Annotated in this window: 10 protein-coding genes; 6 read left to right on the plus strand and 4 right to left on the minus strand. The window is 61.5% G+C overall.

What is annotated here, in order from left to right; all coding sequences use genetic code 11:
* Positions 1-21: 21 nt before the first annotated feature.
* The 4 genes from ACM6I7_RS01695 to edd all read right to left on the minus strand — a co-directional run bounded on the left by ACM6I7_RS01695 (position 22) and on the right by edd (position 5,209).
* Positions 22-1,491, minus strand: a complete 1,470-nt coding sequence (locus tag ACM6I7_RS01695; RefSeq protein ID WP_027612561.1) for an ATP-binding protein — start codon at positions 1,489-1,491, stop codon at positions 22-24.
* The gene (locus tag ACM6I7_RS01700; protein WP_007917879.1) at positions 1,481-2,212 is read right to left on the minus strand and encodes a response regulator; all 732 of its coding nucleotides are present in this window, start codon (positions 2,210-2,212) and stop codon (positions 1,481-1,483) included. Before ACM6I7_RS01700 ends, ACM6I7_RS01695 begins: the two co-directional genes overlap by 11 nt.
* 214 nt (positions 2,213-2,426) lie before the next feature.
* Complete coding sequence (locus tag ACM6I7_RS01705; RefSeq protein ID WP_414887843.1) at positions 2,427-3,386, minus strand: glucokinase; 960 nt, start codon at positions 3,384-3,386, stop codon at positions 2,427-2,429.
* Positions 3,383-5,209, minus strand: a complete 1,827-nt coding sequence (edd, locus tag ACM6I7_RS01710) for a phosphogluconate dehydratase (RefSeq protein WP_414887845.1) — start codon at positions 5,207-5,209, stop codon at positions 3,383-3,385. The genes ACM6I7_RS01705 and edd overlap by 4 nt, the downstream gene beginning before the upstream one ends.
* Positions 5,210-5,429: 220 nt before the next feature.
* Between edd and gap the strand changes: the two genes are divergently transcribed.
* From gap to ACM6I7_RS01740, 6 genes are all read left to right on the plus strand, one after another.
* Positions 5,430-6,431, plus strand: coding sequence for a type I glyceraldehyde-3-phosphate dehydrogenase (gene gap / locus ACM6I7_RS01715; protein WP_414887846.1), 1,002 nt, complete (start codon positions 5,430-5,432; stop codon positions 6,429-6,431).
* 191 nt (positions 6,432-6,622) lie between these two features.
* A complete protein-coding gene (locus tag ACM6I7_RS01720; protein WP_047599555.1) occupies positions 6,623-7,141 on the plus strand; it encodes an RNA polymerase sigma factor in 519 nt (172 codons plus the stop codon).
* Between the two features lie 124 nt (positions 7,142-7,265).
* Complete coding sequence (locus ACM6I7_RS01725) at positions 7,266-8,231, plus strand: FecR family protein (protein WP_414887847.1); 966 nt, start codon at positions 7,266-7,268, stop codon at positions 8,229-8,231.
* Between the two features lie 122 nt (positions 8,232-8,353).
* Positions 8,354-10,939, plus strand: a complete 2,586-nt coding sequence (locus tag ACM6I7_RS01730; RefSeq protein WP_414887848.1) for a TonB-dependent receptor — start codon at positions 8,354-8,356, stop codon at positions 10,937-10,939.
* A 112-nt stretch (positions 10,940-11,051) separates the two neighbouring features.
* Complete coding sequence (locus ACM6I7_RS01735; RefSeq protein ID WP_414887849.1) at positions 11,052-11,648, plus strand: biliverdin-producing heme oxygenase; 597 nt, start codon at positions 11,052-11,054, stop codon at positions 11,646-11,648.
* Between the two features lie 166 nt (positions 11,649-11,814).
* Positions 11,815-12,210 carry a YbaN family protein gene (locus ACM6I7_RS01740; RefSeq protein ID WP_097085930.1) on the plus strand — a complete coding sequence of 132 codons (396 nt, stop codon included), beginning with the start codon at positions 11,815-11,817 and terminating at the stop codon, positions 12,208-12,210.
* The last annotated feature ends 18 nt before the right edge of the window (positions 12,211-12,228 follow it).

Here is a 12,228-nt window from a genome sequence, read left to right on the forward strand (position 1 = left end):
AAGAACGATAACTCGGTCTGACTAATCAACACTGCGCGGCAACTGCAGGGTCACCCGCAACCCGCCCTCACGCAAATTCTGCAGCGTCACCTCGCCGCCATGACTGTGGGCAATGTTGCGCGCAATGCCCAAGCCGAGACCATAACCCTGCTGCTGCCCGGCCAAGCGAAAGTGCGGCTCGAACACCTGCTCCAGCCGCTGCTCCGGCACCCCCGGGCCTTCGTCGTCGACGTGCAGGACAAACGCGCGCTCATCGTCGTCGATGTGCAGATGCGCGTTCTGCCCGTACTTCAGCGCATTGTCGATCAGGTTGCCGATGCAGCGCTTCAACGCCAGAGGCTTGCCCGGATACGCCGCCAGTGCCTTGCCCTGCTGGGTCACGCGGCCATTGCCGTTGGGCGCCAGGTACGGCTCCACCAGGCAGTCGAGCACATGATTGAGATCCACCGGCTCGATGTTCTCGTGGATGTCGGTGTCTTTCACGCACTGCAGCGCGCCTTTGACCAGCAACTCCAGTTCATCCAGATCGCGGCCGAACTTGGCTTGCAGCTTCTCATCTTCGAGCAGTTCGACGCGCAAGCGCAGACGGGTGATCGGCGTACGCAAGTCATGGGAAATCGCGCTGAACAACTGGCTGCGTTCGGTCAGGTAACGGCTGATGCGTTCGCGCATGGTGTTGAACGCACGGCCCACTTCCACCACTTCACTGCCGCCGCCCTCGGCCACCGGCTCGACATCGGCACCCAGCGACAGATCCCGCGCCGCCCGCGCCAGACGCTTGAGCGGCCGGCTCTGCCAGTGCACCAGCAGGCCGATGAACAGCAGCAAAAAGCCGCTGGTGAGGACGATGAACCACACCTGCTGTGCCGGCAGGCCTTGCTCTTCGAGACTGGTGTAGGGTTCGGGCAGCAACGAGGCGATGTACAGCCATTCGCCCGGCGCCATTTGAATCTGCGTGACCAGCACCGGCGGATTCACCGGTTCCAGCGTCAGCGCGTAATGCGCCCACGAGCGCGGCAGCTCATCGAGTTTCAGCCCGGCATTGAAGATCCGCAGATCCTCGGGGCTGACGAAGGTCACCGAAATATCAGTGTCATGGCCCAGCGACTGGCGCAGCACTTCATCCACCGCTTGAATCACCGCGGCCTTTCGCGGAGTGATCGGCAGCACGTCCATACCCAGCGGTTTGTCGTTGAGCGTCACCACGAAACGGGTGCCGCCCATGCTGCGCAACTGGTCGAGCACCAGCGGCCGGTAAGCCACTGGCAGCGAGCGGAAATAACTGACGCTGGCGGTCATCGAATGGGCAAGGCTGCGGGCGCTGGTGACCAGGCCTTCAAGCTGGGTGGCACGCAGTTGCGAGACCCAGATCACGCTCGACAACGTCTGCGCAAACAGCACCGCCAACAAGGTCAGCAGCAGCATCCGCCCAAGCAGCGAACGCGGCACCGGCACCTTGCTGGCGAGCCGGCGCAGCGACTCAGTGAGCATTGCCGGCAACCACATTGGCTGCCAGTTGGTAGCCACTGCCGCGCACGGTGCGGATCAGTCGTGGCGGTTTTTCCGTGTCGCGCAGACGCTGGCGCAAGCGGCTGACGGCCATGTCGACAATCCGGTCGAGCGGCATCAGGTCACGGCCACGGGTGGCGTTGCCGATGGTGTCGCGGTCGAGAATTTCCTGCGGATGATCGAGAAACAACTTCAGCAGCGCAAAGTCGGCACCGGAGAGAATCACTTCCTCACCGTCGGTGTGAAACAGCCGATGACTGACCATGTCCAGCCGCCACTCGTCGAAGGCCAGTACGTCGCTGCCGCTGCGCTCTTGACCGAACTGCGCCCGCCGCAGCAAAGCCTTGATTCGCGCTTGCAGTTCACGGGGGCTGAAAGGTTTGCCGAGGTAGTCATCAGCGCCGAGCTCCAGCCCGATCACCCGGTCGGCCTCGTCGGAACTGGCGGTGAGCATGATGATCGGCACCTGCGCCTGACGCGGATGCTGGCGCACCCAGCGGCACAGGCTGAAACCGTCTTCATCGGGCAGCATCACATCGAGGATCACCAGATCGCTCGGCGCCTCGTTGAGTGCCTGGCGGAAACTGGCGCCATCGGCCGTGGCCCGCACCTGAAACCCGGCGCGGGTCAGGTAGGTTTCCAGCAACTCGCGTATTTCCTGGTCGTCATCGACCAACAATATCGACTTGTTGACTGAGCTCACTTCGAAGGCATCCTTGTTGTTGGAATTGGGGCGGATTATGCCTTAAGCATCGAACTTGCAAACACCACAGAACCACTGTGGGAACAAACCTGTGGTGAGGGGATTTATCCCCGATGGGTTGCGCAGCGACCCTGGAAAAACCGGGCCTGCTTCGCAGGCCATCGGGGATGAATCCCCTCGCCACAAAGGCTCGCTCCCACAATTGGATTGCATTTCAGGTCGGGATTGCTTGCTCCAGTGCCACACCGGCACCCACCAGCCCGGAGTAAGGCGCCGTCACCAGCCACACCGGAATGCCCTTGAAGTAATCGCTCATGCAGCCCTTGTCGGCGAAGCTGCGGGCGAAGCCGCTTTCGACGAAGAAATCGGCAAAGCGCGGAATCACCCCGCCAACGATGTACACGCCGCCACGCCCACCGGTGGTCAGCACGTTGTTGCCGGCCACGCGGCCGAGCCAGCAGCAGAACTGCTCCAGCACTTCCAGCGCGATCGGATCGCCAGCCAGACCGGCTGCGGTGATCGCTTCCGGCGTATCAAGCTTTGGTTCATGTCCGTCCACTGCGCAGATCGCCCGGTACACACGAGGCAAGCCGCCGCCGCTCAACGCAGTCTCGGCGCTGACGTGGCCAATCTCGTTGTGGATGTGCTGCCAGAGCTGGGTTTCACGCGGGCTGCTCAGCGGCAGATCAACGTGACCGCCCTCCCCCGGCAACGCGGCAAACCGGCCTTCGCCCAGATCGAGCAAGGTGCCGACGCCCAGGCCAGTGCCCGGGCCGATCACCACCGCCGGGCGCAACGGCTCCGGCGTGCCTTCGCAGACCACACGGAATTCGCCGGGCTGCAAACGGGTCATGCCCAGCGCCATCGCCGAGAAGTCGTTGATCAGCAGCAGTTGCTCGACCTGCAAGGTCTGGCAGAACGCCGCGCGGCTCAGGCGCCAGTGGTTGTTGGTGAACTTGAATTCATCACCACTCACCGGCCCTGCTACCGACAGGCACACCGAACCGATCGAACCCGGCGCCAGACCGAGGCCGCTCAGGTACAGGCTGATCGCCTGTTCCGGGCTGGCGTGGTCGGCTGTCGCCAGCACCTGAACCGATTCCAGTTGCTGGTTTTTCCACAACGCGAACCGCGCGTTGGTGCCTCCGATATCACCGACCAAAGCCAGTTTCAATTAAGCGTCTCCAGGGCAGAAGTGAAGGCGCTGGCGCCCTGCTCCGCCGAGCTGAAGGCCAAACGCATGAAGCCAAACAGTTCGCGACCGCTGCCGATGTTGTTGCCCAACAGGCCTTTGGCAGGTTCGCGCGCTGCAAATTCGGCGGCGTCGACCTTGAGTTCCAAAGTGCCTTTGACGCCATCGACGCGGATGATATCGCCCTCTTGCACCCGCGCCAAAGCACCACCGACATAAGCTTCGGGGCTGACGTGAATCGCCGCCGGGATTTTCCCCGACGCGCCGGACATGCGCCCGTCGGTGACCAGCGCGACTTTGAAGCCGCGATCCTGCAGCACGCCGAGGAACGGCGTCATCTTGTGCAGCTCGGGCATGCCATTGGAGCGCGGGCCCTGGAAGCGCATCACCGCGACAAAATCCTTCTCCAGCAGACCAGCCTTGAACGCATCGGCCAGATCCTGCTGATCCTGGAACACCATGGCCGGTGCTTCGACGATCTGGTTTTCCAGCGCCACGGCGGAGACTTTCATCACCCCGCGACCGAGGTTGCCTTCCATCACCCGCAGACCGCCCTCGGCGGAGAATGCACGGGCGACCGGGCGCAGGATGTTTTCGTCGAGGCTTTCGATCGGCCCTTCGCGCCACACCAGCTCACCGTTATCGAGGAACGGCTCTTTGGTGTAACGGCTCAAGCCATGGCCGAGCACGGTGTTGACGTCTTCGTGGAGCAGGCCGGCTTCGAGCAATTCGCGGATCAGGAACGACATACCGCCAGCAGCCTGGAAGTGGTTGATGTCGGCCTTGCCGTTCGGGTAGACGTGGCTCAGGGTCGGCACGACTTCGGAGAGGTCGGCCATGTCCTGCCAGGTCAGGTGGATGCCAGCGGCCATGGCGATCGCCGGCATGTGCAGGGTGTGGTTGGTCGAGCCGCCGGTGGCGTGCAGCGCGACGATCGAGTTGACCAGCGCTTTCTCGTCGACGATTTCGCCGATCGGCATGAAGTTGCCGTTCTGCTTGGTCAAGCGTGTGACCTGATGCGCGGCTTCGCGGGTCAGGGCATCACGCAGCGGAGTGTTCGGGTTGACGAAAGACGCGCCTGGCAAGTGCAGGCCCATGACTTCCATCAGCAACTGGTTGGTGTTGGCGGTGCCGTAGAAGGTGCAAGTGCCCGGGCTGTGGTAGGACTTCATCTCCGATTCCAGCAGCTCTTCGCGGGTCGCCTTGCCTTCGGCGTACTTCTGCCGCACGTCGGCTTTTTCCTTGTTGGAAATCCCCGAGACCATCGGCCCGCCCGGGACGAAAATCGTCGGCAGATGGCCGAAGCGCAGCGAACCCATCATCAGGCCCGGCACGATCTTGTCGCAGATGCCGAGCATCAGCGCGCCGTCGAACATGTTGTGCGACAGCGCCACCGCCGTGGACATGGCGATCACCTCACGGCTCGGCAGGCTCAGCTCCATGCCTGGCTCGCCCTGGGTCACGCCATCACACATCGCCGGCGTACCACCGGCGAACTGGCCGACCGAGCCGATTTCGCGCAAGGCGTTTTTGATCTGCTGGGGAAAGACTTCGTACGGCTGGTGCGCCGAGAGCATGTCGTTATACGAAGAAACAATGGCGATGTTCGCCGAGTTCATCAACCGCAAGCTGTGCTTGTCTTCGCTGCCGCACCCGGCCACGCCGTGGGCGAAGTTGGCGCATTGCAGCTTGCCGCGCATCGGCCCGTCGGTAGCGGCACCGCGAATCAGTGCAAGGTAAGCCTGACGCGTGGCGCGGCTGCGGGCGATAAGCCGTTCGGTGACCTCAAGAACGCGGGGATGCATGTGTAGAACTCCAGGCTAACGGATGTGGCGACCTGATTGTCTATGCTGATCAAACGCCGTTGTTGTTGGAATGACAGACGGCTTTTTTGACCATTCGGACCAGTTGATTCAGGTCACTCGTTGTAGATAAAACAAAATATTGCCACTAAAAAGGCTTGTTTTCTATTTTTATGCGAATAATCTTGTAATTCCAACAACAAAACGACGGCGGCGCTGTTCAATGACTCTTCGAATCGCAATCAATGGTTTTGGCCGCATCGGCCGTAATGTCCTGCGCGCACTGTATACCCAAGGCTATCGACAGGATTTGCAGATCGTCGCCATCAACGATCTGGGCGACAGCGCCATCAATGCCCATCTGCTCAAATACGACACCGTTCACGGCACATTCGACGCCGAAGTGGCCCATGACAATGAGAGCCTGACGGTCAATGGCGACCGCATTTCGGTCAGCGCCATTCGCAACCCGGCCGAGCTGCCATGGGCGGCGGAAAAAATCGACGTGGTGTTCGAATGCACCGGTCTGTTCACCGACCGCGCCAAAGCGGCTGCGCATCTTACTGCCGGCGCGCGCAAAGTCATTATCTCGGCCCCGGCCAAAGGCGCCGACGCCACCGTGGTTTACGGCGTGAACCACGACATTCTGCGCCAGTCGCACCAGATCATCTCCAACGCTTCGTGCACCACCAACTGCCTGGCGCCAGTGGCGCAGGTGTTGCACCGCGAGCTGGGGATCGAAAGCGGCCTGATGACCACGATTCATGCCTACACCAACGACCAGAACCTGACCGACGTCTACCACACCGACCCGTACCGCGCGCGTTCGGCCACGCAGAACATGATCCCGAGCAAGACCGGCGCCGCTGAAGCGGTAGGCCTGGTGCTGCCGGAACTGGCGGGCAAACTGACCGGCATGGCCGTGCGGGTGCCGGTGATCAATGTGTCGCTGGTGGACCTGACAGTGCAGTTGAAAAAAGAAGCCTCGGCCGATGAGGTCAACGCGCTGATGAAAGCCGCCAGCCAGCACTCGAAAATTTTGGGTTACAACACGTTGCCGCTGGTTTCCAGCGACTTCAACCACAACCCGCTGTCGTCGATCTTCGACGCCAACCACACCAAAGCCAGCGGCAAACTGCTGAAGGTACTGGCCTGGTACGACAACGAATGGGGCTTCTCCAACCGCATGCTGGATAACTGCCTGGCGCTCTGCAACGCGGAGTAATTCCCTCCTCCCATGTGGGAGCGGGCTTGCTCGCGAAGGCGTCGTGTCAGGCAATTAATGTATCGACTGACTCACCGCATTCGCGAGCAAGCCCGCTCCCACAGGTTTTTGATTTCAATCTGAAATCAACACTTGACCACTCGGCTGGATGATAAGCATTATCATTCGCTCGAAATGGATCAGGTTCCCCCGTGAGTCAATCGCGCTTCAATCATGTCTTCCTCTCTCAGCGCACGTCCCTGCTGCGCACGATCGAACGGATGGTCAACAACCACAGCACCGCCGAAGACCTGTTGCAGGAGACCTACCTGCGCGTCACGCGGGCGCTGAGCGAGCGCGCCATCGATCACCTTGAACCCTTCGTGTTCCAGACCGCGCGCAACCTGGCGCTGGATCACCTGCGTGCGCGCAAGATCCATTCGCGGACCATGGTCGATGACGTGCCACAGGACGTGGTGCACAGCGTCGCCGCCCCCGCCAGCAGCGCCGAAGACGCCGCCCACGCCGAACAATTGCTGGAGCGCCTGAACGTGAGCCTCAGTCAACTCAGCCCGCGTCAGCAGCAGATTTTCATCCTCAGCCGCCTGCACGGGCACAGCTATCAGGAAATCGCCGACGAACTGAATGTTTCCCTCAGCACCGTGCAAAAGGAGCTGAAGCTGATCATGACCATTTGTATTGGCGTCGCCGAACGTCTGAATGGCGACTGAAGTCGTAGGGCTTTTCTGTAAGTGTCAGGATCGCCTGCACTGATCATCGGGCTTTGCTACCCTTGGCCGACTTTTACGCTTCACTTAAAAAACAGCCGTGCACAGACACTGCCGAGGAAACACCGTGACGGACACCCACCGCTCGCCTTCGCCGGATTCGGCGCAGGACGCTGCCAACGCAATGGATCAGGCTCTGGACTGGCTCATTGTGCTCGGCAGCCCGGACGAGGAACAGACCCGGCAGTTCCATGCCTGGCTGGCGGCCGATCCGTTGAATGCCGAGGCGTTCGCCAAGGCGCAGGCGATCTGGGACGGGCCGCAAGTCGCCCAGTGCGCGCAAAGCCTCGCGGCCAAACCGGCGAAAGTCACCGTTCTCAAGCGGTTGCGTCCGCACTGGAAACCGTTGGCCACCGCTGCGGTGCTGATTCTGGGCCTGTTCAGTTTCAGCAATCTGCCGATGCGCATTCAGGCCGATCACCTGACCGTGGTCGGCGAGCGTCAGCGCCTGCAACTGGAGGATGGCTCCAAGGTGCTGCTCAATACCAACTCGGCATTCTCCAGCACCATCAATGACCGGCAGCGCGTGGCGCGGCTGTATCAGGGCGAAGCGTTTTTCGAAGTGGCCGCCAACCGTGGCCAGCCGCTGCAAATCGATGCCGGCCCGGTGCAGGCCAGCGTGCGCGACACCGCGTTCGCGGTGCGCTATCTGGACGGCGTCGCGCAGGTCAATGTGCAGCGCGGCGATGTCGATTTGCGTGCCACGCACAACGACGCGCGGGTGCGTTTGAGCGCCGGCGAAAGCATCCGCATCGGCCCCAACGGTTTCGATCGTCCGGCCAAACTGGATACTGCCACCGACCTGGCCTGGGTTCAGGGCCGGTTGATCTTCGAGAACTGTCCGCTCGACAAGGTGCTGGCCGAACTGCGCCGCTACTACCCAGGCTGGATCATCAACACCAACGAGCAGTTGGCCGACGTCAACGTCACCGGCAACTACCGCCTTGACCAGCCGCTGGACGTGGTGCGTTCCCTCGCCCACATCACCTCGGCGCGCCTGCAGGAATTCCCCGCGCTGGTGATCCTGAACTAAATGAGAATTATTTTTACTCGATAGCCAAAGCCCGTTCGTCTCGTTATAGCCAATGCAATTGATTCGCATCTTCGGAGGCGAATCAGCACCTATAAAGATTCGTGCGACACGGAGCGCTATCGATGTCCTCTCGCCTTACCCGCCAGACTGCTACCCCTTCCCGCGTATTGTCGCTGCTGACGGCCGCCATCCTCATGGCCGGCACTGCACCGCTGATGGCTGCCAGCGAACAACCGGCGCGCAACATGGGTGATTATTCGTTCTCGATCGGCCAGCAACCGCTGGTGTCGGCGCTCAATGCCTTCACCAGCGTCACCGGCTGGCAGGTCGGTTTACCGGCAGCACTGGGTCAGGGCGTGTCGTCGCCGGGCGTGCGCGGTTCGCTGCCGCCGGAAAAAGCCCTGGAGCGCCTGTTGGTGGGGACCAACCTGAGCTTCCGTAAGCTGAGCAACAACAATGTGGTGCTGGAAAAGCGCAATAACAGCGGCACGCTCAATCTGGATCAGGTGACCATCAGCGCCACCCGCCAGGAACAATCGGTCAGCAGCGTGCCGGCCACCGTCACCGTGCAGACCCGCCAGGATCTGGATCGCAACAACGTCAACACCATCAAGGATCTGGTGCGCTACGAGCCGGGCGTGTCGGTCGGCGGCGCCGGCCAGCGTGGTGGTATCAGCGGCTACAACATTCGCGGCATCGACGGCGACCGCATCCTGACGCAGGTTGACGGCGTCGAAGTGCCGGACGGTTTCTTCAATGGCCCGTATGCCAAGACCCAACGCAATTACGTCGACCCGGAAATCGTCAAACGCGTGGAAATCCTCCGTGGCCCGGCCTCGGTGTTGTACGGCAGCAACGCCATCGGCGGCGCCGTCAGCTACTACACCCTCGACCCGGACGACATCATCAAGCCCGGCAAAGACGTCGGCGCTCGCCTGAAAACCGGTTACAGCTCCGCCGATGAGAGCTGGCTGAAATCCGCCACCGTCGCCGGCCGCGCCGAGCAGTTCGACGGCTTGTTGCATTTCAGCCAGCGCGACGGTCACGAAACCGATTCCTACGGCAGCAACAACAGCACCGGCCTGACGCGCACCGCCGCCAACCCGGAAGACGTCAAAGCCACCAACGTCCTGGCGAAGATCGGCTGGAACTACAACGACGATTCGCGCCTGGGGCTGACCTACGAGAAGTACAAGGACGATCGCGACACCGATCAGAAAAGTGCTTACGGCGGCCCGTACTTCAATGGCGCGCCGACCATTCCCAACAGCGTGCTGCCAGGCGGCATGTACCAGTGGCGTACCGGCAACGACACCATCACCCGCGAGCGTTTCGGCCTCGAACACAGCTTCGCCCTCGACAGCCTGCTGGCCGATAACGTGAAGTGGAGCCTCAATCACCAGATCGCCAAAACCGATCAGAGCACCGAAGAGTTCTACTACCCGATGACCCGTAAAGTGCTGCGCACCCGCGACACAGTCTACGAGGAAAAACAGTGGGTATTCGACGCGCAACTGGACAAGGCTTTCGCCATCGGTGACACCGATCACGTGCTGACTTACGGCACCACGATCAAACAGCAGAAAGTCACCGGCTCGCGCAGCGGCGACGGCAAGTGCCTGGCAGTCGGCCGAGGCTGCACCGCCATCGGCGCCACCAGCGCGGCGGATGTGCTGAAAAAATCCAGCGACTTCCCGGACCCGACCATCAACACCTACAGCCTGTTTGCCCAGGATCAGATCAGCTGGAACAAGTGGACCTTCCTGCCGGGCCTGCGCTACGACCACACCCAGCTCAAGCCGCACATCACCCAGGAATTCCTCAACACCGTGGCCGCCGACGGCAACGGCACGGTCAGCGACGCGAACAAGAGCTGGCACAAAGTTTCGCCCAAATTCGGCCTGACCTATGCACTGACCGACAATTACACCTGGTACGGCCAGTACGCCGAAGGTTTCCGCACGCCGACCGCGAAAGCGCTGTACGGACGCTTTGAAAACAGCACCACCGGCTACAACGTGGCGCCGAACCCGAACCTGGAACCGGAGAAAAGCAAAAGCTATGAAACCGGTCTGCGCGGCAACTTCGAGCAAGGCTCGTTCGACGTGGCGGTGTTCTATAACAAGTACCGCGATTTCATCAACGAAGACGCGGTCACTCCCGGTTACGACGAGCTGACCTTCCAGTCGAGCAACATCAAGCACGCGACCATCAAGGGCGCCGAAGTCAAAGGTCGTCTGAACCTCGATGCGTTCGGCGCGCCGCAGGGCCTCTACACCCAAGGCTCGATCGCCTATGCCTACGGTCGCAACAACGACAACGGCGAGCCACTCAACAGCGTCAATCCGCTGACTGGCGTATTCGGTCTGGGTTACGACCAGGACAACTACGGCGGCCTGCTGAGCTGGACCGTGGTGAAGAAAAAGGACCGCGTCGACGACAGCAACTTCAAGTCGCCGGATGGCGTCAGCAGCCAGTTCAAGACCCCGGGCTTCGGCATTCTCGATCTGGCCGGCTATTACAAAGTCACCGACGACGTCACCGTCAGCGGCGGCATCTACAACCTGACCGACAAGAAGTACTGGCTGTGGGATGACGTGCGCGGTTACGACAGCGTCGGCGAAGCCTCGGTGACGCAACCGGCCAACCTCGATCGCCTGACCCAGCCGGGCCGCAACTTCGCGATCAATCTGGTCTGGGACATCTGAACCGCACGGCCCTGCGACGCGCATTGATCAACGCGTCGCGGGGCTTTTTTTACGGTCTGGCAGCTGCCCGTTCGTCTCGTTATCAAGCGCCTCTTTTATCAAGGACACCCCCATGACCACTTCGGAAAAAGCCCTGCGTTCACAACGCCTGAACCAGATCACCCACGAGCCGCACAGCAAGCTCGACGCCCTGGTCAAGGCCCACGCGCCGTTCGAAACCCGCGCCAACTTCGCCCGCTTTGTGGTTGCGCAATACCTGTTCCAGTCGGAACTGGTCGATCTCTATAACAATGCCGAACTGACTGCCATCGTCCCGGATCTGCCGGCCCGTTGCCGCGCCGAAGCGGCCAAGGCTGACCTGGCGGATCTCGACACCGACATCCCGCCACCGGTGGCCGGTGCGCTGAAAAACCCGAGCAAAGCCCGTGCATTGGGCTGGATTTTCGTCTCCGAAGGTTCGAAGCTTGGCGCAGCGTTCCTGATCAAACGTGCGGTGGCGCTGGAGCTGAGCGAAACCTTTGGTGCCCGTCACCTGGGTGAACCGGAAGGCGGCCGTGCCGAAGGCTGGAAAAGCTTCGTGCGCACCCTCGATTCCCTGCAGTTCACGGCCGAAGAGGAAGCCGAAGTGGAACAAGGCGCGATCGACGCGTTCAACCGCTTCACCGTGCTGCTGGAACAGGCTTACGCCACCGAGGCCGAACCGGCCTGATACACAGCAAATTCCCCTTGTAGGAGTGAGCCTGCTCGCGATGGCGGTGTATCAGTCGACATTAATGTTGAATGACCGGATGCCATCGCGAGCAGGCTCACTCCTACAGGGGAACGGTGTAAGCCTGTAAGATTCCCGTCCCGCTTCAAAAGCAACCGCTGAGCCCATGCCGCAACCCGCCACCTCAAAACTCGCCCGTCTGTTGTTCGGCCTGCTGGCCTACGTCAGCCTCGGCATTGGCCTGATCGCCATCGTCGTGCCCGGCCTGCCGACCACCGAGTTCATCCTGCTCGCCGCCTGGGCCGCGACTCGCAGCTCGCCGCGCCTGAGCGCCTGGCTGGAAAACCATCGGCTGTTCGGGCCGATCCTGAGCAACTGGCGCAACGGCAAGATCATCGCGCGCAAAGCCAAGGTCAGCGCCACCATCAGCATGCTGCTGTGCGCGACGTTGATGCTGGTAATGCTCGATCACGGCTGGCCGGTGTATCTGGCGATTGCCGGGATGAGTCTGGGCAATCTGTGGATCTGGTCGCGTCCGGAAGCGCTCCCCTCCTCTTCCTGACCTCCCACTATGCTTTGT

Source organism: Pseudomonas sp. IT-93MI4 (assembly GCF_949767635.1).
Classification (GTDB): Bacteria; Pseudomonadota; Gammaproteobacteria; order Pseudomonadales; family Pseudomonadaceae; genus Aquipseudomonas; species Aquipseudomonas putida_A.

Excerpts from the sequence above, each read along its gene's own strand:
- ACM6I7_RS01695 (WP_027612561.1), bottom strand. The coding sequence starts at position 1,491 with ATGCTCACTGAGTCGCTGCGCCGGCTCGCCAGCAAGGTGCCGGTGCCG.
- edd (WP_414887845.1), bottom strand. The coding sequence starts at position 5,209 with ATGCATCCCCGCGTTCTTGAGGTCACCGAACGGCTTATCGCCCGCAGC.
- gap (WP_414887846.1), top strand. The coding sequence starts at position 5,430 with ATGACTCTTCGAATCGCAATCAATGGTTTTGGCCGCATCGGCCGTAAT.
- ACM6I7_RS01730 (WP_414887848.1), top strand. The coding sequence starts at position 8,354 with ATGTCCTCTCGCCTTACCCGCCAGACTGCTACCCCTTCCCGCGTATTG.
- ACM6I7_RS01735 (WP_414887849.1), top strand. The coding sequence starts at position 11,052 with ATGACCACTTCGGAAAAAGCCCTGCGTTCACAACGCCTGAACCAGATC.
- ACM6I7_RS01740 (WP_097085930.1), top strand. The coding sequence starts at position 11,815 with ATGCCGCAACCCGCCACCTCAAAACTCGCCCGTCTGTTGTTCGGCCTG.